Below are 21,203 nucleotides of genomic sequence, written 5' to 3' on the forward strand. Positions count from 1 at the left end.
TGTACCGGTGAATCCCTCGACTGAATCGAGGGGTGCGGCGAAGTGGGCGCTCCTCTCTCTCGCCATCGGCAGCTTCGGCATCGGCATGACCGAATTCGTGGTCATGGGCCTGCTGCCCAACATCGCCGCCGACCTGCTGCCCTCGCTCTGGGCCACGAGCCAGGAGGAGGCGCTCAGCCAGGCCGGCTGGCTGATCTCGCTGTACGCGCTGGGCGTCGTGGTCGGTGCGCCGACCATCGCCGGCTTCGTCGCTCGCTTCCCGCGGCACCGGGTCATGATCGTCCTGGCTCTCGCTCTGACCGTCTTCAACGCGCTCACCGTGGTCCTGCCCACGTTCGAACTCGTCGCCGCCTCCCGGTTCCTGGCAGGGCTCCCGCACGGCGCGTACTTCGGCATCGGCGCCCTGGTCGCGGCCGACGTCATGGGTCCGGGCAACCGTGCCAAGGGCGTGGCATTCATCCTCACGGGGTTGACGGTCGCCAACGTCGTCGGTGTGCCGCTCGGCACGTTCCTCGGGCAGCAGTGGGGCTGGCGCGCCGCGTTCGCGGTCGTCGCACTGGTGTTCGCCGTGGCGACACTCTTCATCGCGCTGTTCGTGCCGCAGCATCCCGGTGACCCCGGACGCACGATGCGTCAGGAGCTCCGGGTTTTCCGCATCCCGCAGGTGTGGTTCACGCTCGGCGTGGGGGCGATCGGTTTCGGCGGCTTCTTCGCCGTCTACAGCTACATCGCGCCGCTGGTGACCGAGGTCGCCGGCTCGCCGGAATGGGCCGTGCCGATCGTCCTGGTGCTCATGGGTCTCGGGATGACCGCAGGAAACCTCGTCGGCGGCCACCTCGCCGACATCGACCTGCGCCGCACGCTGCTCTTCGGGCTCGCCGCGATGGCCGTGGTGTTCGCCCTGCTCGCCGTGCTGTCGTTCTGGATCGTGAGTCTGGGGCTTCTCGTGTTCGTGGTCGGGTTCGTGTCGTCGGTGCTGAGCCCGACGATCCAGACGCGTCTGATGGATGTGGCGGAAGACAACCAGTCGATCGCCGCGGCGATGAACCACTCCGCCCTCAACATCGGGAACAGCCTGGGTGCCTTCCTCGGTGGCCTCGTGATCGCGGCAGGGTGGGGCTTCACGGCGCCGGCGTGGACCGGAGCCGCCCTTGCTGTGGCAGGGCTGCTGATCGCACTGCTGTCGTACCGCGCGGAAGCGCGTCGTCCCAAAGTCGTGGAGCGGGTCGCGTCGTAGAGTGACGGGGTGAGCACGCTCCCGCATTCCCTGCCCGTCGCCGGCACGGTCGTCCTGCTGCGCGCAGCCGATCCCGGCTTCGAGGTGCTGCTGATGCGTCGGCCCGATCGTGGATCGTTCGCCGGTGCGTGGGTCTTTCCCGGCGGCAAGGTCGAACCGGCCGATCGACGCGGCGGCGACGAGGAGGTCGAGGACGCGCGTCGTGCGGCGATCCGGGAGACCTACGAAGAGGTCGGGGTCGTCGTCGAAGAGCTGGTGGCGTTCTCCGAATGGCATCCGCCGGTCGAGGTGCCCACGCGCATCCATACCTGGTTCTTCCTCGCTGCGGCCCCGGCGGCTGACCCCTCACCCTCGGAGGACGAGGTGGCGGAGCTCGTGTGGGTCCTTCCCGCCGAAGCTCTGGCGCGGCACGGTGCAGGGGAGTGGATGCTCTACCCGCCGACCTGGATGACGCTGCATCAGCTGTCGGCCTTCACCGACGCGGCATCCGCTCTCTCTTCGGGCGGTGCCGTGCAGCTGTTCCGGACGCGCGTCGTGGGCTCGGGTGCCGCGCAGGCGTTCGCGTGGGAGCAGGGGCGTCTCGAGGCGGCCGAGCTGCCGTGGCGGTTCCTCCCGGCGTGAGCCGAGCGGATCAGCTCTCGAGCAGCCGCCGCAGGTTCGCGCCGACGATGTCGGTCTCGATGAGGAAGCCGTCGTGCCCGAAGTCGCTGGACACCACCACCGCCTCTCCGTCGATCACGTTCGGGATGCTGCGGGCGATGCGCTGCTGTCCGTCGACGGGGAACAGCCGGTCGCTGTCGATGCCCAGGACGAGGGTGGTGGCGGTGACGGCGTGCAGCGCCTCTTCGACTCCGCCGCGCTCGCGACCGACGTCGTGCGAGTTCATGGCCTCGACGAGCGTGATGTAGCTGTTCGCGTCGAAGCGACGGGTGAACTTGTTGCCGTGGAAATCGAGGTACGACTCCACGGCGAAGCGTCCGCCGTGACCGAGAGGTGAGACATCCGACTGCCACGACCGCTGGAAGCGCTGGTTCAGCTCGATGGGGCTGCGATAGTTCAGCAGCGCCATCCGCCGTGCCAGCGCCAGTCCACGGTGCGGGCCGTCGCCGTCTCCGAGGTCGTAGTACTCGCCGCCCTGGAACCGCGGGTCCATGCGGATCGTCTCGAGTTGCACCGTGTTCAGCGCGATCTGGTCGGCGGTGGTCACCGGGGGAGAGGAGAGCACGGCGAGGCGCTCGACGCGCTCCGGATGTGTGACTGCCCATTCGAGGGCGTGCATGCCGCCCATGGATCCGCCGATGACCGCGGCCCAGCTGTCGATGCCGAGCGCATCGGCGAGCCGCACCTGCGCCGCCACCTGGTCGCGGATCGTCAGGTACGGGAACCGCGATGCCCATTCGTAGCCGTCGGGGGCGACGCTCGCCGGACCGGTCGATCCCTGGCAGCCGCCCAGCATGTTCGGAGCGATGACGAACCAACGGTCGGTGTCGAGCGGCGCACCGGGACCGGTGATGTCCTCCCACCACCCCACGGTCGGATGCCCGGATCCTGCGGGCCCCCGCACATGGCTGTCGCCCGTGAGCGCATGCAGCACGAGGATCGCATTGTCGCGAGCGGCATTCAGCTCACCCCACGACTCGTACGCGATGCGGATGCCCGGCAGCTCCTGACCGCTCTCGGTGGAGAAGGCGCCGAACGCGGCGAAACGCCTGCCGCCGACCGGGTCGCCGTCGCGCCAGGCGCCGGTCGCCGGTGGGCGGGCACGGAGCAGCCGGACGTCGGCCTCCGTCACGGGTGCCGACGGCACCGTGTCCTCGGAGGTCGTCTGCCAGTCCATCCCTCCATTGTCGCCTGGTCGAGCACCCGTCGGCGGCAGGTTACGACCCGGTGTCGCGCCATCCGCGGCGCCGCGGCTCGGGCCAGGGGCGCAGGACTCAGCGCACGCGCGTCATCGTGGCGAGGTGGTCGCTGTTCCCGGTGCGCAGCGTGCCCGAGGCGACGACGTCCACTCCGCGGACGAACACCTGGTCGATCCGGACGAGCGGGAACGCGGCCGGCCAGGTGAATCCGAGCGTTCCGTCGGTTGGCCGTGCCCAGTCGGCCTCCGCACGCAGCGCGGCGAGGGCCGGGTCCGTCGACGGGGCGTTGAAGTCTCCGACGACGACGAGTGCCGTGGCCTCGTCGGAGGCGACCTGCTCGGCGATGCCGTGCAGCATGGTGTCGCGGTCCTGCTGCTGCCCTGGACGCACGGATGCGGCGTGCAGCACGTAGACGGCGACCGGGCCCGCGGGGCTCTGCACCTCGACGCGGAGCGCGCGCTTCCAGCTGAGCCCGAGCGTGAGCGGTTCGGCACTCGTCAGGGGGTATCGACTCCACAGGGCAACCGTGCCGACCGTGTAGGAGTGCGGGTAGGCGTCGGCGAGCACCCCGCTCGCGGCGGAGAGGCTGTCGCCGTCGAGTTCGGTGAGGGCGATCACATCCGCCTCGCTCTGCGCGAGTTCTGTGGCGGAGGCGGCGGCGCTCCCGGAGTGCGCGCGCACGTTCTGGCTGACGATCGTGAGCTCCTCCTCCGCACTGGCCGGTGCCGGGAGGGCGGGGAGCGCAGGAACCATCGCGAGGATCCAGAGGAGTGCCGGCACCAGGAGGAGCACGCTCACGCGCCGCGCGAGGAAGAACGCGGTGACGAGGAGTGCGAGGATGACGAGCCCGAGCCAGGGGAGTACGGCGGCGACAGCGGTACCGATCACGCCGGGGATCCAGCCGCACGCGACCAGGATCAGCACGATGATGCCGGCGATCGCGAGACGGCGGGCACGGCGCGTCGTGGTTCGGCGGGCGAGCGGTGCTCGGTGTGCGACGTCGATCATGCAATCCTCACGGTGGGGATCCCATTCTCGACGGAGCCGCCTGTGGTTCGGCCGGATGGTGACCCTGCCGCGAACGTGAGGATGCCCCGGACCGCGCGGTCCGGGGCATCCTCAGTACTGTGCTGTGCGTCAGGCGCGAGCAGCCTCCGACACGGCGCGTGCCGCAGCGAGAGCCTGGTCGAGGTCGGCCTTCAGGTCCTCGATGTTCTCGATACCCACGGAGAGGCGGACGAGGCCCGGCGTGACGCCCGCGGTGAGCTGCTGCTCGGGGGTGAGCTGCGCGTGGGTCGTCGACGCGGGGTGGATGACGAGCGAGCGCACGTCGCCGATGTTGGCGAGGTGGCTGAACAGCGACAGGCTGTTCACGAACTCGCGTCCGGCCTCGACTCCGCCCTTGAGCTCGAACGACAGCACGGCGCCGACGCCCTTGGGGGCGTACTCGTTCGCCTTGGCGTACCAGGGCGAGGAGGGCAGACCCGAGTAGTTGACGGACGCGACGTCGTCACGGCTGTCGAGCCACTCCGCGATCTCCTGCGCGTTCTGCACGTGACGCTCGATGCGCAGCGACAGGGTCTCGATGCCCTGGATCAGGTTCCAGGCACTCTGCGGTGCGATGGCCGAGCCGAGGTCGCGCAGCAGCTGCACGCGGGCCTTGATGATGTAGGCCAGCGGGTCGCCGACCGCGGCGGTGTAGCTGGCGCCGTGGTACGAGGGGTCCGGAACCGTGAGGCCCGGGAACTTGTCGACGTTCTTCGACCACTCGAACGTTCCGCCGTCGATGATGGCGCCGCCGATGGTGGTGCCGTGTCCGCCGAGGAACTTCGTGACGGAGTGCACGACGATGTCGGCGCCGAACTCGAACGGACGGATCAGGTACGGGGTCGCGATCGTGTTGTCGACGATCAGCGGGACGCCGGATTCGTGCGCGATGTCGGCGACGGCGCGGATGTCGAGGATGTTGATCTGCGGGTTGCCGATGGTCTCCGCGAAGAACAGCTTGGTGTTCGGGCGGACCGCGCGGCGCCATTCCTCGGCGTCGTCCTGGTTCTCGACGAAGGTGACCTCGATGCCGAGCTTGGCGAGCGTGTACTTGAAGAGGTTGTACGTGCCGCCGTAGATCGAGCTCGAGGCGACGAAGTGGTCGCCGGCCTGCGCGATGTTGAGGATCGCGAAGGTCGAGGCAGCCTGGCCGCTGGCGAGCACGAGCGCGCCGGTGCCGCCCTCGAGAGCGGCGAGGCGCTGCTCGAGCACGTCCTGCGTCGGGTTCTGGATGCGGGTGTAGATGTTGCCGAACTCCGCGAGGGCGAAGAGGTTCGCCGCATGGTCTGCGCTGTCGAACACGTAGGAGGTGGTCTGGTAGATCGGCGTGGCGCGGGCCTTCGTGACCGGGTCGGGGGCAGCGCCGGAGTGGACCTGCTTGGTCTCGAAGCGCCAGGACTCAGGTGCGGACATGTTTTCCCCCAGGAGTGGTCGGAAGGTCGGATGGCGAATGCCGTTGCAGCGAGAGTACGGAAGATCGGTCCGTGTCAACAACAAGCGGGAAATGTGACGTAACACGGTGGAGGCCCGGAATCACGCGGGAGAAGGGTTCCGCGACAGCCCCGTGCGGGTCTGCGCATTCCCGGCGGAACATCGTACGGTGGAGGCATGGTGAACAGACGTGCAGTGGTGACAGGTGCGAGTTCGGGAATCGGCGCAGCAACGGTGCGCGCACTCCGGGCGCGGGGATGGGATGTCGTCGGGGTCGCCCGGCGCGAGGACCGTCTGTCCGCGCTCGCCGCAGAGACCGGGGCCTCGGCCGTCGCGTGCGACCTGACCGACTCGGCCGCCGTCGATGCGCTGGTCGCGGAGCTCGCGACGTCGGGCCCGGTGCACGCGCTCGTGCAGGTGGCCGGCGGGGCCCGGGGCACGGACCGCATCGAGGACGCGTCGGTCGACGACTGGCAGTGGATGTTCGATGCCAACGTGCTGGCGACGCAGCGCCTCGTCGCCGGACTGCTTCCGCTGCTGCGTCGGGCTGCGGCGGCAGACGGCCACGCCGACACGATCTTCGTCACCTCGACCGCTGCGCAGTCGGCGTATGCGGGCGGCGCCGGGTACAACGCCGCGAAGGCCGCCGAGGGCATGCTGGTGAAGGTCCTTCGTCAGGAGCTCAACGGCGAGCCGATCCGCGTCGTCGAGGTCGCGCCCGGCATGGTCCACACCGAGGAGTTCACGCTGAACCGCCTGGGGGGAGATGTCGCCGCCGCCGAGGCCGTGTACTCCGGCGTCGAAGCGCCTCTTCTCGCCGAAGACGTCGCCGACGTGATCGCCTATGCGTTGGAGTCGCCGGGACACGTCAACCTCGACCTGATCACGATGCGCCCGGTTGCGCAGTCCGCGCAGCACCTGCTCGCGCGCGGTCCGCTGCGCGTGCGCTCCATCGACTGACGTGGCGCCGTCTCTCGCCGAGCTCGCTGCCGACGGGCGGATCGACGCGGGGTGGGCGGAGGCGCTCGCTCCGGTACAGGACACCATCACGGAGATCGGCGAGCGACTCCGCGCCGAGCAGGCGGCCGGGCACGGGTACCTGCCGTCCGGTGAGAACGTGCTCCGGGCCTTCCAGCGGCCACTCGCCGATGTGCGGGTGCTGATCACCGGACAGGATCCCTATCCGACCTCCGGTCACCCGATCGGTCTGTCGTTCGCGGTCGATCGTGACGTGCGGCCGCTGCCGCGCAGCCTCGCCAACATCTACAAGGAGCGCGAGAGCGATCTCGGCATCCCGCCGGCACCCCACGGCGACCTGACCGCGTGGAGCGATCAAGGCGTGCTCCTCCTCAACCGTGTGCTCACCGTGCGCCCGGGTGCCGCCGCCTCGCACCGCGGGTGGGGGTGGGAGAAGGTCACCGAACTCGCGATCCGGACGCTCGTCGCCCGCGATCAGCCGCTCGTCGCCGTGCTGTGGGGAAAGGATGCCGCGAGCCTGCAGCCGATGCTGGGTTCGACGCCGATCATCGCCTCGGCCCACCCGTCTCCGCTGTCTGCCAGCCGCGGCTTCTTCGGCTCCCGCCCGTTCTCCCGCGTGAATGCGCTCCTCGCGGAGCAGGGTGCGGAGGCGATCGACTGGCGGGTGGGCGGCGAGCCTGCGGAGGCTGAGCGCTTGATCTAGCTCGGAGCGCAGGAGAAGCACTGGAAAAATTGTCCGCGCGTGGATAGAACATCCAACCGTGGCATCTTCATTGAGAGCATGGCAAGGGAGCCTCAGGTGCAATCCGATGGGCAGGACAGTATGGAAGCAGGGGAGGTGGATGAGATGACTGTCGCGCGTTCAAACCAAGATATAGCTTCACTCCTGGCGTCGATGATTGAGGGGGAGCAGAATGTCGACGCCGTTGTTATGGCGGACGAGACAGCGGCGAGGCTTTGGCTAAGATCGCGCCTCGGTGGCGATCGCGTCGCCTGCATCGCCCGAATTGCGAGCAATCTATATTCCTTGAGTCTTGACGACACTTACTTCCTGGACGAGATCGACGAGGATGTCTTGTCGGCTGATGACGAACATGAACTTCGACAGTCATTGGCGGATGAGGAGGAGCAACTGCGGCGCCGAGTCGCGATCGGATTGCAGTATGTCCGAGCGGGCGGACACGGTGGACGTACTCGTTTTCTGCGGACGCCGTTTGTGGATGTCACAGTGAGAGGCGAACAGGTACGCCTGTATCGCGGATATGGCGCCGGACGCGAGATCGCGCCGCCCTGGCGGCCTAGCTCGTGAGGAATGGGCCGCGCGCTAGGTCGATACGCGAGCAGGCTCTCGCCGAGAGAGCGAGGAGACTCGGGCCGGCCACGTTCTTCTTATCCTCGCTGGTGGTGCCATCGGTTTTTCTCGCAGTGCGGACTGGGGGCCTTTCTACCTGAAGTTCGTGACCGAGTCGCGGTCGCAAGACGTCTTGATCGAGGTGACGTTCAACCCGGAGCTCGCCGTGCTCGATCCACCGCATCCGACTGATGTCCTGGTGTTCTGGGGCGATCGAACCGAAGTGAGCGAGCGGGTATCTGCGCTTCTGGCGGAGTTCGTCGTGGAACTGTGCCCCCTGCCGCAAGAGAAAGAGGCTGATTCGTATCTCTTCCGAACCGGTGAAGATGAGGTGCAAGTCATCGACCCCGAGTCGCCGTGGCGGTTCACACATCATTAGCGTGATCGCGCCTGCGGCACCCAGAAGTCCGGATCTTCCGCCGCGGAACGTGCTCCCAATAGGCTGAGCGCATGCAGTTCGAACCGGGGGATCGCCGCCGTGTCCTCCCGCGCCACCTCCGCCCCGAGGTCGCGCCCGAGGTCTTCTCGTACACGATCCGTGCAGCGCGTCCGGCTGACCTGCCTCACGTCCGCGAGATCTACAACCATTTCGTGAGCAACTCGGCGGTGACGCTCGATGAGCGGCGCAGCAGCATCCCGTACTGGCGTGACAAGTACGCGCTGCTCACTCGCCTGGAACTGCCGTTCCTCGTCGCCGTGTCGCCGGCCGGCGTGGTCATGGGATACGCGCTCGCGCAGCCCTGGGCCGGCAAGAACGCCTACAAGTACACGGTCGAGGACTCGATCTACCTCGGACCGGGCGCGGGCGGGAAGGGGCTCGGCGCGGCGCTCCTGCAGGCATTGATCGACGCCTGCGAGCAGATCGGCCTCCGCGAGATGGTCGCGGTGATCAGCGACAGCGGTGCGGAGGCGTCGATCCGACTGCACGAGAAGCTGGGCTTCGTCGAAGCCGGCCGCATGGGCCGGGTCGGCTACAAGTTCGGCCGCGACCTCGGCACGGTGTACATGCGGCGCGTGCTCAAGCCGACCGGACGCCGTCGTAGGCTCTTCGGCGCGCGCTGACGACGCATCCTCTCACCGATCCCCGACTCACCCCTTTCTGTGCGAACCACCCCTTTCCGTGCGCACGCAAGGGGGCTGTTCGCACGCAAGAGGGTGGCTCGACCTCGCGGGTCGCGGCGGCTCAGTCGCGGGAGGCGCGAGGGGGTGCGGCCGGGATCACCGGGATCGCCGCGAGCAGCGTCTTCGTGTAGTCCTCCGTGGGGTGCAGCAGCACATCCTGAGTCGAACCCCGCTCGACGATGTGGCCGTCCTTCATCACGACGACCGCGTCGCACAGGTTCTGGACCACGCCGATGTCGTGCGACACCAGCAGCAGCGTGAGGTCGGTCGTGCGACGGAGCTCGATCAGCAGCTCGAGGATCTGCGCGCGCACCGTCACGTCGAGGGCGGAGAGCGGCTCGTCGCCGACCAGGATGCGAGGGCGGTGCACGATCGCCCGTGCGAGCGCGATCCGCTGGCGCTGGCCGCCGGAGAACTCGTGCGGATAGCGGTCGCCCATCTCGGGCTCGAGCCCGACCTGCGCCAGCACTTCGCGTACTCGCGCCCGGTGGTCTCCCTCGATGCCGAGCGCCCACAGCGGCTCCCGCACGATCTGACCGGCGGTCATCCGCGGGTCGAGCGACGCGTACGGATCCTGGAAGACCAGCCCCGTCTCCCGCCGCAGCCAATGCAGCGACTTCGCAGATGCCGCAGCGTCGACGGCGCGTCCGTCGATTGACACGGTCCCGGACGTGGGGCGGTCGAGACCGAGCAGCAGCCGCACGAGCGTGGACTTCCCCGATCCCGACTCGCCGATGATCCCCACCGACGAGCCCTCGACGACATCGAGGTCGGTCTCCGCCAGCGCCGTCTGCGTGCGGGTGCGCTCGAACGCGGTCCGCTTCGGGACGACGAAGTCGCGGCGGAGTCCCCGTGCCACGATCAGACTCATGCGGCACCGCCGTTCGGGCGCCAGAGAGTCGCAGTCGCATCCCGCAGCAGGCCCTGGGTGACCGGCGAGGCAGGAGTCGACAGCAGCGTCGAGACGGGGGCGGCCTCGACGACGCGTCCGTGCTCGAGCACCACGCCCTCGGTCGCGACCTGCGCGAGCACGGCGAGGTCGTGCGTGATGAACACGAGCGACATCCCCTCGTCGGCGACGAGCGCGAGCAGCAGGGAGAGGATCTCGGCCTGGATCGTGACGTCGAGCGCGGTGGTCGGCTCGTCGGCGATGAGCAGCCGCGGACGACAGGCGAGTGCCATGGCGATCGCGACGCGCTGGCGCTGACCGCCCGAGAGCTGGTGCGGGTACCGGTCCACGATCGACTCGGGATCGGGGAGCCGTACGCGTGCCGCTTCCGCGATCGCGCGTTCCCGGGCTTCCCGACGGCCGAGCCCCTCGTGGATGCGGATGGATTCGGCGATCTGCCTCCCCACCGTCCGGATGGGGTTGAGTGCAGTCCGGGGCTCCTGGAACACGATGCCGATGTCGTCCCCGCGGAGCTTCGCGAGCTCCCGATCCGGCATCCCGATCAGCTCGGTGCCGTTCCAGCGGATGCTGCCGCTCGCGGTCGCGCCGTCAGGGAGCAGCCCGAGGACCGCGAGGGCGGTGAGCGACTTGCCGGATCCGGATTCACCGATCAGCCCGAGCCGCGCGCCGTCGGGTACCTCGAACGAGATCCCGTCGACGACGCGGCGCCCGTCGATCTCGACCACCAGATCCCGCACGGACAGGCTCATGCGACCACTCCCGGGGTGTGGACCTCGGCGGCGCGGTGCCGCAGGGTCGGATCGGTCGCCTCGCGGAGCCCGTCTCCGAGCAGGTTGAGCGCGAGCACGGTGATCGTGATGGCGAGCCCCGGCCAGATGACGGACAGCGGGTGCACGCCGATGTAGCGCTGGAGGTCGGCGAGCAGCAGTCCCCAGCTCGGCTCGACCACCGATGCGCCGAATCCGAGGTAGGACAGACCGGCCTCGGCGAGCACGGCGACGGCCATCGACCAGGAGAGCTGCACGATGAAGACGGGGGCGACGTTCGGCAGCAGGTGCCGCACGAGACTCTGCGTCGGTGTGAGGCCAGCGGCACGGGCGGCGAGCACGAAGTCGCTCTGCTGCACCCGGCGCAGCTCGGGTCGGGTGACACGGGCGATGTTCACGCCGAAGCCGATCCCCACGGCCCAGATCACGACCCAGAGCGACCCGCCCCAGACGGACGAGATCATCATGGCGATCAGCAGCACGGGGAAGGCGATCAGGATGTCGACGAGCACCGCGACGGTCTCACGCATCCACCGCGCGGTGAGGGCGCCGAGGGCTGCCAGGGCGATGCCGACGAGCGTGGCCACGATTCCCGCGCCGACGCTGACGAAGACCGTCGTGCGCGCGCCCGCCATCAGCAGGCTCAGGATGTCGCGGCCGGTGTCGTCGGTGCCGAGCAGGTGCGGCCAGCTCGGCGGCAGCCAGCGGTCGCCGATGTCCGACGCCTGCGGGTCGAACGGGGTCCAGAACAGCGCCACGATCGCGGTCAGGGCGATCACGACGACGACGATGATCCCGAAGCGCCCCGTCGGGGTGCCCCAGAGTCGGCCGAGCCAGCGCGGCGTCATGCGGCCTCTCGCTGTCGAGGATCGATGGCGCGGTGCAGCAGGTCGACGACGAAGCCCACCACCAGCACGAAGCCGGTGAGGACGAGCAGTTCGCTCTGCACCTTGATGAGGTCGCGGGTGCCGACGTCGGCGACCAGCATCCGTCCGATGCCGGGGAGGGTGAACAGCTGCTCGATGACCACGGATCCGACGATGATCCCGGCGACCTGGAGTCCGAGCACCGTGATGATCGACAGTCCCACCGCAGGGATACCGTGCTGGATGAGCGCGCGCGTGCGGGTCAGCCCTTTCGCCGCTGCCGTGCGGACGAAGTCCTGTCCGGCGGCCTGCAGGGTCGCGCTGCGCACGAAGCGCATGAGCATGGCGCCCTCGACCACGCCGATCGTCAGCGCGGGGAGCAGCAGCGATTCGATCGCCCGCCCGGGCGTGGACCAGCCGGTGCGGGGGAATCCCTGCGGCGGAAGCCAGCCGAGCCAGACCGAGAACACGACGATGAGCATCATGCCGGCCCACACGACGGGCACGGCGGCCAGCGTCTGGGCGCCGACGCTGAGGGTGGTGCCGGTGCGGCGGCCGCGCAGGAGGGCGGCGAGGATCCCGAACGGCACCGCGATGAGCACGGCGATGAGCAGCGACATGATGCCGAGGGGCACGGTGACCTGGGCCTTGAGCAGCAGTTCCTCGCCCACCGAGGCGCCAGAGAGCAGCGAGGTGCCGAGGTCGCCCCGGAAGATGCCGCCGATCCAGTCGGTGTACTGCGCGAGCAGCGGCTGGTTCAGCCCGAGCGACTCCCGAAGGGCATCGACCTCGGCGGGGGAGGCCTGCGTGCCGGCGATCAGCTGAGCGACATCTCCCGGGAAGACCCGGAGGGTGAGGAAGATGAGCACGCTCGACACGAGGAGCCCTGCGATGAGCAGGGCTCCTCGGACGAGCGCGTAGCGGATCACGGAGGGGTGACCGCTTGCTACTTCTCTGCGGAGACGGTCACGCCGGCGAGGTTGATCCGGGAGTTGATCGAGTCCTCGGGGAATCCGGCGACGATCGGTGCCACGGCCGTGATGGTCTCGCCGTTGTACAGCCAGTCGGCAGCGTGGTCCTCCGACACGATGCGCGCGGCCTGAGCCAGCAGCTCGGCGGACTTGTCGGGGTCCACCTCGGCCAGAGCCTTGGAGTACAGGTCCTGCACCTCGGCGTTGTCGTAACCGAAGTAGTAGTCGGGGTTGGCGAAGTTGCCGAAGTCGCGCGGCTCGACGTGCAGCACGAAGCTGAGGTCGTAGTCCTTGTTCGTGTACACGTCTTCGAGCCAGGTCGGGAACTCGACCGAATTGACGTCGAGGGAGACGCCGACCTTCTTGAAGTCGGAGATCAGCACCTTGGGCACCGTCGTCCCGTAGAACGCGGGGATCGTGAGGGTGAGCTCCAGGTCTTCCTGGCCGGCCTCGGCGAGCAGCTCCTTGGCCTTCTCCGGGTCGTACGAGATCACGTCCGACAGGTCTTCGTAGCCGGGGTCGAGTTCGGGGATCGGACCGAACAGCGTCGTGCCGGCACCGACGGCCTCGATCAGCGCATCGTGGTCGATGGCGAGTCGGAGTGCCTCACGCACGCGGACGTCGTCGAGCGGCGCCTTCTTGTTGTTGAAGGCCAGAGTGGCCTTGTCGGTGGTGCGGCCCTTCGTGAGCGCGAAGTCGCCGGAGTCCTCGAGCTGCGGCGCGAGGTTGGGGTCGACCGCCGTGAGCACATCGACGTCGCCGGCGAGTGCGGCGTTGACGCCGGCCGTGAAGTCGGGGATGTACTGGAACTCGACCTGCGCGACGCCGGCCGGGTCTCCCCAGTAGTCGTCATTGCGGGCGAAGGTGATCGTGCTGCCCTTGTTCCAGCGGGTCAGCGTGAACGGCCCGGTGCCGTTCTCGGCCGACTTCAGGTCGGTGGTGTCGCCGGTCTTGAAGACCAGCCCCGCGGGGCCCGTCAGGGCGAACAGGAAGTTCTGGTTCGGCTCGGTGAGCCCGATCTGCACCGTGGTGGCATCCGGAGCCGTGATCGACGAGACCGCTGCGAAGTCGGCGTTCCCCTGCACGGTGGCGTCGGTGCGCACGGTCTCGTAGGAGGACACCACGTCGGCGGAGGTGAGCGGGGTGCCGTCGTGGAAGAGGATCCCCTCACCGAGGGTGAACGTGTACGTCAGGCCATCGTCGGAGACCTCGTAGTCCGAGGCGAGACGCCCTTCGATCTCGTTGTCCTGCGTGCGGGTGACCAGGCCCTCGTAGATGTTGTCGATGAGGATCTGCTCGAGAGCCGCGCCGCTGGTGTGCCGGATGTCGAGGTTGGTCGGTTCGAGGACCAGTCCCACGTGCAGGGTCGCGTCGGGGTCGGGCTCGCCGGCGCTCTCGGAAGGGCTGGGCGCGGGGGAGCCGGCGCAGGCGCTGAGGATGACGGCGGTGGCCGCGAGCGCGGAGATCAGCGCGAGACGTCGGGTGCGTCGGAACATGGGGCGATTCCTCTCGGTGCGGCAGTTGCTGTGTGCCGTTGGATCGAGCCTAGAGTTGCGTGGCGGGGTGCGGGTCGGGTGTGGAACGGAACGTCATATTCCGCGAGCGGCGGATGCTGTCGCGATGAGGCCGGCCAGCTCGACCGGGGCAGTCTCCTGCACGTTGTGCGTCGCGTCCAGGGTCACGACGCGGGCCGCGGGCACTCGCCGCTGGAAGTCCGCGGCGTCGGCCTCGCTGACGAAACCGCGGGCGGCGCGGACGAGGGTGATCGGGGCGCGGACTCCGGACAGGTCGTCCCATCCGGTCTCGTGCAGGACCGACGGCGCGGTGGCCGACCCGGGGTCGTGCGCGGCGAGGGCGTGTGCGGCGAGGTGTGCGAAGTGGTGCTTCCACTCCACGCGACCGTCGGGGCGCACGCGGGTGTTGAGGAACACACCGCGTTCGGTCTCGGGACGGCTGCCGCCGAAGCCGAGCAAGATCGCCTTGTCGACGAGCTCGTCCCGGGAGGCGAAGTCCGTGGGACCGGCGTAGAACTCGCGCAGCGCCGCCGGTCCGGCGGTGACATCGATCCCGGGGGTGATGTCGACGATCACGAGCTCGGCGACCAGATCAGGGCGAGAGGCCGCGAGGGCGGCACCCGTGAGTCCGCCGAGCGACTGCCCTACGACGACCTGCGGCTGCGTCGTCCACGCGTCGAGTGCCTCGGCGACATCGCGTGCGAGGGTGCGCGGGGTGTAGTCGACGTCGTCCCGCCAGGACGAGTCGCCGTGGCCGGCCAGGTCGATCGCGAGCAGCGGCAGCCCGAGCGCGAGAGACGTCGTGTCCCACGTGTGCGCGTTCAGGCCCGCGCCGTGCAGGAGTGTGACCCGGGGCGCGTCTCCGCCGAACCGCAGAGCGCTCAGGGAGCGTCCGTCGGAGAGGGGGAGGGTGAGACGCTCCACCTCCGGGAGGGGAACGCCGAGCGCTTCGGCCTGTGCGGGAAGATAGCTGAACTCGCTGATGTCGATCGCCACGTGGATATTCTGCTCCTCCGCGACGACGCAGGAGAAATGCGGGAGCAATGTGCCAAGCATCGTCCGAGTATCGAATGTCATTCTGGTGAAACTTTGCCTTTCGGTTCTGGCATTGTGCATTCCACGTCATCGAAGCCCGTCGAGACCGTGAGCGCGACCGCCGAATATCATGGAGTCATGAGTGAGACGCGTGTGCACCTTTCCAAGACCGAGCCGACCGCGTATCAGGCGCTCGATGCGTTCTCGAAGACCGTCGGGCAGATCTGCGCGGCGAACGGCATCGACGATCGTCTCAAAGAGATCGTCATGATCCACTGCTCCCAGCTCAACGGCTGCGCGTACTGCGCCCGTATCCACGTCGACCGGGCTGTCGCCGCCGGCATCGACACCGACACGCTCACCCAGATCCCGACCTGGCGCGAGAGCGGCGTGTTCAGCGAGCGGGAGCGCGCGGCGCTCGAACTCGCCGAGGCTTTCACCTTCATCTCCGAGGACGGGGTGTCCGACGAGGTGTACGACCTGGTCGGCAGCGTCTTCACCGAGAAGGAGTACGCGGCCCTCAGCTGGGCATGCGTCTCCATCAACGCGTTCAACCGTGTCGTGATCGCCGGACGCTACCCGGTTCCCCCGCGGACGCCACAGGCTCAGGCATGACGATCATCGAGGTCGACGGCGTCACCAACGTCCGAGATGTCGGCGGTATGCCGGCGTCGGGCGGCCGCATCCGCGCGGGTGTCCTGTTGCGGTCAGGCCAGCTCTCCGGGGCCACGACCAGAGGAGCGGCCGCGCTCCGCGCGAAGGTGCAGCACATCGTCGACCTCCGCGACGGCGAGGAGGTCGCAGCCGAGCCCACCGAGATCGAGGGGCCGGACACCACGCATCTCCCGCTGTTCCTGGGGTCGGTCCGTTCGTTCTTCGAAGCCGACACGAGCCTCGACGACCTCTATCTGCATCTGCTCGAGGAGAGTGGAGAGCGGCTGGTCGAGGCCATCCGCATCATCGCTGTGGGGGAGCCCACGCTGGTGCACTGCACGGTCGGAAAGGATCGCACCGGGGTGACAGTGGCGCTCGCGCTCTCCGCCGTCGGAGCTGATCGCGAAGCCGTGATCGCCGACTATGCGCTCACGGAGTCGCAGCTGCCGGCGGAACGCTCGCGGCGCATCGCCGCGTATCTGCGCGCCGAGCACCCCGAAGCGGTGCACGCGGTGGCTCTCGCGACGCAGTCGCCCGCCTCGGTGATGAGGAGTCTGCTGGAGCAGGTCGATGAGCGCTGGGGTTCGGCGGTGGGCTACCTGCGTGCCAACGGGATGACCGAGGCGGAGCTCGCCGCGTTGACGTCCGTGCTCGTCGAGCCGGTGGAGTAGCCCGCGTCACGCCTGCCTGCTCCTCGCGCGACGAAGGTTAGGCAAGCCTTCACTTGGTGTACGATGAGAGCATCATGAACACCTCGCTCGAGACTCGCAGCACGCGCGCAGCGCGCCGCGCGGCACGTCAGCGCGCGCACCATCTGGTGACGGCGGACGAACAGTCCCTCACCGAGCTCGAGGTGTTCCTGACGACGCTGCCGCTGTGCGCGTCCGGACGCATCTTCATCGAGGTGCCCTCGGTCGCCGACATCGGCGTGATCGAGGCTCCGGGACGGATGACGGTCACGTGGCTCGCGCGCGAGCAGCGCTCCGGTGCTCCCGGCAGCGGTCGTGCCTGTGCCCCCGGTCAGGCCCTGGCGCGTGCGACCTGCGCGTGGGCCGACGAGATGATGTGCGACGACGAGATCGAGACGCGTGTCACGCTGCTCGGCGGCTACCTCGGCACCGCCGACATCGTCGAGCACCTGACGAGCGCGCTGGAGATCTCGCCCGCACTCATCCACGCGCCCGAGCGCTTCGGTCTGCTTCCCGCCGACCGCTGATCACGCGAGCGCGGCGTCAGCGAGACCGGCGCACGTAGTTGCCGTCTTCCAGCCCCGCCTCGATCTCGAAGCGGTTGCGCAGCGGATCCCGGCCGGCGAACAGATACAGCACGGGCATCAGGAAGCCGTAGCGGAGCCACTGCTCCTTGTGCACGGCTTCGTGGCGTAGGACGGCATCACTCGGGCGGGCGTCACCGGTCAGGAAGCACCCGCCGACGCACACCCCACCGCGATTGAAGGTCCACGTCGGCATGCCCCGGAAGATCCACAGTCCGGCCCGTCGCTCGACGGGTCCGGTGCTCCACAGCGAGCCCCAGAGCCAGCCGACGGCCGTACCCCAGGCATAACCGAGGCGACTGATCGGCGAACGCAGGAGGAACGCGGGGATCCGGCGATCGAAGCGCCGCCCGCGGGCCAGCGCTTCGTCGGCGGCAGAGCGCCAGTCCGCAACCGTGCTCATGCGACGGCTCCGACCAACCGGAGCAGCGCCCCGAGGTCGTCGACGGCATCAGCCGGCGTTCGAGGAGCGAAGCCGGCGATCGTCGCACCGGCCAGTGGGATCTCGGCGCGCAGCGCGCGGATCGCGGTGCTCAGGGCCGCGGGGGAGAGCCCGAACGGCACGGAGGAAGACACACCGGCGAAGTCGGAGGGATCGAGCACATCCACGTCGATGTGGACCCAGACCCGTGATGCCCCGGTGGCTCTGACCGCGTCGAGCAGCGCATCGGGCCGTTCGAGGTCGTCGACGGAGAGGTTCGTCAGGCCCTCGAGCGGGGCGACCTCGGCGTCATCGAGATTGCGCACGCCCACGGTGACCACCCGGTCGGCGGAGATCGCGGGGGAGAGGACGAGCTGCTCCTCGCCCTCGCCGAGCAGAGCGCGCAACGCCATTCCGGAGAATGCTCCGGAAGGGGAGGTCTCGGGAGTGTGCAGGTCGGCATGGGCGTCGCACCACACGACGGCGAGGTCATCCGTGCCACCCGGGAGGGCACCGATCGCGGCGACAGTGACGCTGCAGTCGCCGCCGATCACGACCGTGTCCGCATCGATGTGCCCGTGCGTGAGCTCGCGTGTGCGGATGAGCGCGCTCAGGCGGCGGACCCCGGTGCCGAGGGACTCGCCGGCCTCGACCGGAACCTCCAGCATGGTCGTCGCCGCCCGGGGGAGGTCTCCGGCGATGGCTCCAGCACCGTCGACGAGGAGCATCGCGCGCGGTGCGGGTGAGCCCTGCCACTGCGGGATGACGAGGAATCGCACCATGGGTGCCTCCCAGAAGACGAGTGCGGATGCCCCGGGCGCACGGCCCGGGACATCCGCTGGTGGTGTCAGTTGCCTTCGATGGCCTGACGGGGAGCGCTGCCGCCGGCCTTGAGCTCAGCCAGACGTGCCTCGACCTCGGTCAGCTCGCCGAGATCTTCCAGGCTCTCGAACTGTGCGTCGAGGCTCGACGCCGCGAGCTCGATCTTTCCCTGGGCGATGGCCTCCTGGCGGCGGACCTTGTCTTCGAACCGACCCAGTTCGCTGGTGGGGTCGAGCACGTTGATCGAGCCCACAGCGTCCTGCACCTTGGTCTGCGCCTCGGCGACCTTGGCGCGCGCGAGAAGCTCGCTGCGCTTGTTCTTCAGCTCGACGAGCTTGTCCTTCATGCCGTTGAGGCCGCTCTTGAGCTTGTCGACGATCTCGGTCTGCGCCGCGATCTGCGGCTCGGCGCCGGTCGCCTCGCGCTCAGCGCTGATCTGGCGCTGCAGGGCGATCTTGGCGAGGTTGTCGAACTTGTCGGCATCCGTGGCGTCGCCGCTCTTGCGCATCTCGTCGGCCTTGCGGCTGGCGGCGAGGGCCTTGTTGCCCCACTCGGTTGCGGCCTGGACGTCTTCCTCGTGGTCACGCTCGAGGAGTCGCAGGTTTCCGATGGTCTCGGCGATCGCGGATTCGGCGTCGGCGATGCTGTTCGTGTAGTCGCGAACGAGCTGGTCGATCATCTTCTGCGGGTCTTCCGCGGAATCCAGGAGGGAGTTGATGTTCGCGCGGACGAGGGTCGAGATACGTCCGAAGATGGACTGCTTGGTCATGCGTGATTCCTTTCAGAGGGCGTCTTCGAGAGCTTGGCGTATGTGTCTGTGTGGGGGATCAGAAGCGTCTACCTCCGGATCGACCGCTGCGGCCGCCGCCGCGGGATCCTCCGCCGCCGAAACCGGAGCTGCGGAAACCCCCGCCCCCGGAGGAGCGCCAGCCGCTGCTGCCGCTCCGGCGCGATGAGCCGCCGCCGCCACCGGCGAGGAGCCCGCCGATGATGCCGCCGAGGATGTCGCCGCCGATTCCGGAGCCGCCGGAAGAAGAGCCGCCGCCGAACGGGCTGCCCCAGCCGCTGTCGTAGCCGGGAGGGTTGTATGCCTGGACATCGGATTGCGCGGCGGACGTGGCCTGGCCGGCGAGAGCGAGTGCGCGGTTGGCCTCGGCCAGAGACGCCTCGGGGTCGGTGGCGCGGAGGTTCAGGGCCTGCGTGAGGCTGGCCTCGGCGTTGGCGAGCCTGGTTCGTGCGGTCGAACCGACCGTGCCGCGGCGGGTCTCGATGAACTCGCGCGCCGCGCGGATCTCGGAATTCGCCTGCGCGAGCGTCTGCTCGAGCATCTGCTGCACGCGGCGGGAGCGCTCGACGCCTTCTCTGCCCTGGGCGATCGCCGCATCGATCTGCGCGTTCGCAGCGCTGAGCGCCTCGAGCACCCGCTGCGGATTGCGCTTCGTGCTCGCGAGGTCGGCCTGCGCCAGCTGCAGCTGCTGCACGGTCGCAGAGGAAGCCGACGCGATCGCGCCGGTCGCGTCGGGCAGCTGTTGTGCCGCGGCGAGGTCGGCCTGCAGCTCGGTGACGAGTGCCTGCGACTGGGTCTCGATGGCGGCCAGCTCGGCGCCCAGGGTCGAGACCGCCTGGGCGAGTTGGGCGGCCTGTGCGACCGACTGCTCGGCGGTGCGGATCGCGAAGGCGGCCTCGCCCGAGCGGCCCGCCGCGATCGCCTGCGCGGCCGCCTCGATCGAGCGGTCGGCAAGGTCGGCACGCTCCTGTGCCTGCGCGGGATTGTCGGCGACCGTGGTGAGGGCTGCCGGATCGTACGTCGCGGACAGAGTGGACAGCGCCGGCGCGGCAGAGGCGAGGACGGGGTTCAGTGCCGCGCGTTCACCGCGGACCCTCTCGAGTTCCTGCGGTGCGTTCTGCTCGAGCTTTCGGAGCGCGTCGAACGCCTCGGTGTTGTCGTCGAGCAGGTCATCGATCTCTTCGGCGATCCGGATGATGCGGATGTGCCAGGCCCGGCGATCGTGGATCGTGTCCTCGATCTCGTCGTCGAGCTTCTGCTTGAGGTCGAACGCCTCGGCGATCTTGGCCTTCGCCGCGTCGACGACGCGAGTGAACTCCTCGGTGGCGCCCTCGCCGAATTGCGCGACCGCGAACCCGAGCTCCTCTTTGCTCGAGGTGATGGCGTCATCGGCCTGCACGAGTGCGAGTCCTGCCTGCGTCTCGACCTGCTCGTCGGTGAGGGTGGAGAACGGATCAGCGGGGTCGGGTGTCTCCGGCATCGCGCCGCGCTTGCGGATCTCGGCGTTGCGCCGCGCGCGTCGCACCAGCGCGATGACGAGCCAGATGAGGAGAGCGGCGGCGATGACCGCCACGACGATCAGCACGGTGCGCAGCGCGCCCGCGCCGCCGTCTCCCTGGATCTCGTCGGCGGCGAGAGTGATCGCGCCGACCCAGTCGCCGTCGGCGGCAAACGGAACCATCTTGTCTTCGATCGTGTCGAGCTGGTCGAAGCTCACCGGCCCGTCGGGCGCTGCCGAGATGTAGTAGCTGCGGCCGTCCACGGCGATCGCGAGCAGGTACTGCTCGCTGCCGAGGTTGTTGCTGTCGGCGACGGCGTCGGCCCATTTGACGTTGTCGCTCGGGTTGGTGAAGTCGTCGACGAGCACCACGAACAGGTCGGCGTTCGAGTTGGCGGTCAGCTCCTCGAGCCGGGCCTCGACAGTGGCTTCCTCATCGGCGCTGAGCACGTCGGCCTGGTCGGTGACGTATCCGGAATCGAGAGTGAGCGGATCGGTGGCGGATGCGGCGGACGCGGTGAACGCTCCTGCCACGGCGGCCAGCGCGAGTGCGGCCAGCGTGAGCCACCGTTTCGTCATCGTGTTCCCTCCGACCGGCAGCCGAGCCCCATGCCATGAGTCTATGCACAGAGCCCGACACGCGACAGCACCAGCGGCGGG

The 21,203-nt window shown here is 68.9% G+C and carries 23 protein-coding genes; 10 read left to right on the forward strand and 13 right to left on the reverse strand.

Annotation, left to right across the window (positions count from 1 at the left end):
* The first annotated feature begins 7 nt into the window (after positions 1-7).
* A complete protein-coding gene (locus tag ACFC14_RS12425; protein ID WP_376104828.1) occupies positions 8-1,237 on the forward strand; it encodes an MFS transporter in 1,230 nt (409 codons plus the stop codon).
* Positions 1,238-1,246: 9 nt separating this feature from the next.
* Positions 1,247-1,858 carry an NUDIX domain-containing protein gene (locus ACFC14_RS12430; RefSeq protein WP_376104831.1) on the forward strand — a complete coding sequence of 204 codons (612 nt, stop codon included), beginning with the start codon at positions 1,247-1,249 and terminating at the stop codon, positions 1,856-1,858.
* A gap of 10 nt (positions 1,859-1,868) precedes the next feature.
* Here ACFC14_RS12430 and ACFC14_RS12435 read toward each other — a convergent pair whose 3' ends face one another.
* From ACFC14_RS12435 to ACFC14_RS12445, 3 genes are all read right to left on the reverse strand, one after another.
* Complete coding sequence (locus ACFC14_RS12435; protein ID WP_376104833.1) at positions 1,869-3,074, reverse strand: homoserine O-acetyltransferase; 1,206 nt, start codon at positions 3,072-3,074, stop codon at positions 1,869-1,871.
* A 97-nt stretch (positions 3,075-3,171) separates the two neighbouring features.
* Positions 3,172-4,104: an endonuclease/exonuclease/phosphatase family protein gene (locus ACFC14_RS12440; protein ID WP_376104835.1), complete on the reverse strand. Its 933-nt coding sequence runs from the start codon at positions 4,102-4,104 to the stop codon at positions 3,172-3,174.
* A 129-nt stretch (positions 4,105-4,233) separates the two neighbouring features.
* Positions 4,234-5,556 carry a bifunctional o-acetylhomoserine/o-acetylserine sulfhydrylase gene (locus ACFC14_RS12445; protein WP_376104838.1) on the reverse strand — a complete coding sequence of 441 codons (1,323 nt, stop codon included), beginning with the start codon at positions 5,554-5,556 and terminating at the stop codon, positions 4,234-4,236.
* A gap of 195 nt (positions 5,557-5,751) precedes the next feature.
* Here ACFC14_RS12445 and ACFC14_RS12450 point away from each other — a divergent pair, with 195 nt between their 5' ends.
* The 5 genes from ACFC14_RS12450 to ACFC14_RS12470 all read left to right on the forward strand — a co-directional run bounded on the left by ACFC14_RS12450 (position 5,752) and on the right by ACFC14_RS12470 (position 8,965).
* A complete protein-coding gene (locus tag ACFC14_RS12450; RefSeq protein ID WP_376104841.1) occupies positions 5,752-6,534 on the forward strand; it encodes an SDR family oxidoreductase in 783 nt (260 codons plus the stop codon).
* 1 nt (position 6,535) lies between these two features.
* The gene (locus ACFC14_RS12455) at positions 6,536-7,255 is read left to right on the forward strand and encodes a uracil-DNA glycosylase (RefSeq protein WP_376104844.1); all 720 of its coding nucleotides are present in this window, start codon (positions 6,536-6,538) and stop codon (positions 7,253-7,255) included.
* A gap of 39 nt (positions 7,256-7,294) precedes the next feature.
* The gene (locus ACFC14_RS12460) at positions 7,295-7,861 is read left to right on the forward strand and encodes a hypothetical protein (protein ID WP_376104847.1); all 567 of its coding nucleotides are present in this window, start codon (positions 7,295-7,297) and stop codon (positions 7,859-7,861) included.
* Positions 7,862-8,009: 148 nt separating this feature from the next.
* The gene (locus ACFC14_RS12465; protein WP_376104849.1) at positions 8,010-8,282 is read left to right on the forward strand and encodes a hypothetical protein; all 273 of its coding nucleotides are present in this window, start codon (positions 8,010-8,012) and stop codon (positions 8,280-8,282) included.
* Between the two features lie 71 nt (positions 8,283-8,353).
* Positions 8,354-8,965 (forward strand): GNAT family N-acetyltransferase, encoded by a 612-nt coding sequence (locus ACFC14_RS12470; protein ID WP_376104852.1) that lies wholly within the window; start codon positions 8,354-8,356, stop codon positions 8,963-8,965.
* Positions 8,966-9,086: 121 nt separating this feature from the next.
* On the opposite strand, the gene ACFC14_RS12475 is transcribed toward ACFC14_RS12470, so the two are convergent.
* The 6 genes from ACFC14_RS12475 to ACFC14_RS12500 all read right to left on the reverse strand — a co-directional run bounded on the left by ACFC14_RS12475 (position 9,087) and on the right by ACFC14_RS12500 (position 15,109).
* The gene (locus tag ACFC14_RS12475; RefSeq protein ID WP_376104855.1) at positions 9,087-9,896 is read right to left on the reverse strand and encodes an ABC transporter ATP-binding protein; all 810 of its coding nucleotides are present in this window, start codon (positions 9,894-9,896) and stop codon (positions 9,087-9,089) included.
* Complete coding sequence (locus ACFC14_RS12480; protein WP_376104858.1) at positions 9,893-10,684, reverse strand: ABC transporter ATP-binding protein; 792 nt, start codon at positions 10,682-10,684, stop codon at positions 9,893-9,895. The genes ACFC14_RS12475 and ACFC14_RS12480 overlap by 4 nt, the downstream gene beginning before the upstream one ends.
* Positions 10,681-11,550 carry an ABC transporter permease gene (locus tag ACFC14_RS12485; RefSeq protein ID WP_136043389.1) on the reverse strand — a complete coding sequence of 290 codons (870 nt, stop codon included), beginning with the start codon at positions 11,548-11,550 and terminating at the stop codon, positions 10,681-10,683. The genes ACFC14_RS12480 and ACFC14_RS12485 overlap by 4 nt, the downstream gene beginning before the upstream one ends.
* A complete protein-coding gene (locus ACFC14_RS12490; protein WP_376104862.1) occupies positions 11,547-12,497 on the reverse strand; it encodes an ABC transporter permease in 951 nt (316 codons plus the stop codon). The genes ACFC14_RS12485 and ACFC14_RS12490 overlap by 4 nt, the downstream gene beginning before the upstream one ends.
* A gap of 17 nt (positions 12,498-12,514) precedes the next feature.
* Positions 12,515-14,035 (reverse strand): ABC transporter substrate-binding protein, encoded by a 1,521-nt coding sequence (locus ACFC14_RS12495; protein ID WP_376104865.1) that lies wholly within the window; start codon positions 14,033-14,035, stop codon positions 12,515-12,517.
* Positions 14,036-14,128: 93 nt separating this feature from the next.
* The gene (locus ACFC14_RS12500) at positions 14,129-15,109 is read right to left on the reverse strand and encodes an alpha/beta fold hydrolase (RefSeq protein WP_376104868.1); all 981 of its coding nucleotides are present in this window, start codon (positions 15,107-15,109) and stop codon (positions 14,129-14,131) included.
* 117 nt (positions 15,110-15,226) lie between these two features.
* On the opposite strand from ACFC14_RS12500, the gene ACFC14_RS12505 reads away from it, so the two are divergent.
* From ACFC14_RS12505 to ACFC14_RS12515, 3 genes are all read left to right on the forward strand, one after another.
* A complete protein-coding gene (locus ACFC14_RS12505) occupies positions 15,227-15,703 on the forward strand; it encodes a carboxymuconolactone decarboxylase family protein (RefSeq protein WP_136043385.1) in 477 nt (158 codons plus the stop codon).
* Complete coding sequence (locus ACFC14_RS12510; protein WP_376104872.1) at positions 15,700-16,413, forward strand: tyrosine-protein phosphatase; 714 nt, start codon at positions 15,700-15,702, stop codon at positions 16,411-16,413. The genes ACFC14_RS12505 and ACFC14_RS12510 overlap by 4 nt, the downstream gene beginning before the upstream one ends.
* A gap of 74 nt (positions 16,414-16,487) precedes the next feature.
* Positions 16,488-16,958: an SIP domain-containing protein gene (locus tag ACFC14_RS12515; protein WP_136043383.1), complete on the forward strand. Its 471-nt coding sequence runs from the start codon at positions 16,488-16,490 to the stop codon at positions 16,956-16,958.
* A gap of 16 nt (positions 16,959-16,974) precedes the next feature.
* Here ACFC14_RS12515 and ACFC14_RS12520 read toward each other — a convergent pair whose 3' ends face one another.
* The 4 genes from ACFC14_RS12520 to ACFC14_RS12535 all read right to left on the reverse strand — a co-directional run bounded on the left by ACFC14_RS12520 (position 16,975) and on the right by ACFC14_RS12535 (position 21,122).
* Positions 16,975-17,418 carry a Fe-S oxidoreductase gene (locus ACFC14_RS12520; protein ID WP_376104875.1) on the reverse strand — a complete coding sequence of 148 codons (444 nt, stop codon included), beginning with the start codon at positions 17,416-17,418 and terminating at the stop codon, positions 16,975-16,977.
* Positions 17,415-18,218 carry an arginase family protein gene (locus tag ACFC14_RS12525; RefSeq protein ID WP_376104878.1) on the reverse strand — a complete coding sequence of 268 codons (804 nt, stop codon included), beginning with the start codon at positions 18,216-18,218 and terminating at the stop codon, positions 17,415-17,417. Before ACFC14_RS12525 ends, ACFC14_RS12520 begins: the two co-directional genes overlap by 4 nt.
* 65 nt (positions 18,219-18,283) lie before the next feature.
* Positions 18,284-19,027, reverse strand: a complete 744-nt coding sequence (locus ACFC14_RS12530) for a PspA/IM30 family protein (RefSeq protein WP_029261911.1) — start codon at positions 19,025-19,027, stop codon at positions 18,284-18,286.
* 58 nt (positions 19,028-19,085) lie between these two features.
* Positions 19,086-21,122 carry a TPM domain-containing protein gene (locus tag ACFC14_RS12535; RefSeq protein WP_376104881.1) on the reverse strand — a complete coding sequence of 679 codons (2,037 nt, stop codon included), beginning with the start codon at positions 21,120-21,122 and terminating at the stop codon, positions 19,086-19,088.
* Positions 21,123-21,203: the final 81 nt, after the last annotated feature.

The sequence above is a fragment of the Microbacterium sp. NPDC055988 genome (assembly GCF_042269505.1).
Lineage (GTDB): Bacteria > Actinomycetota > Actinomycetes > Actinomycetales > Microbacteriaceae > Microbacterium.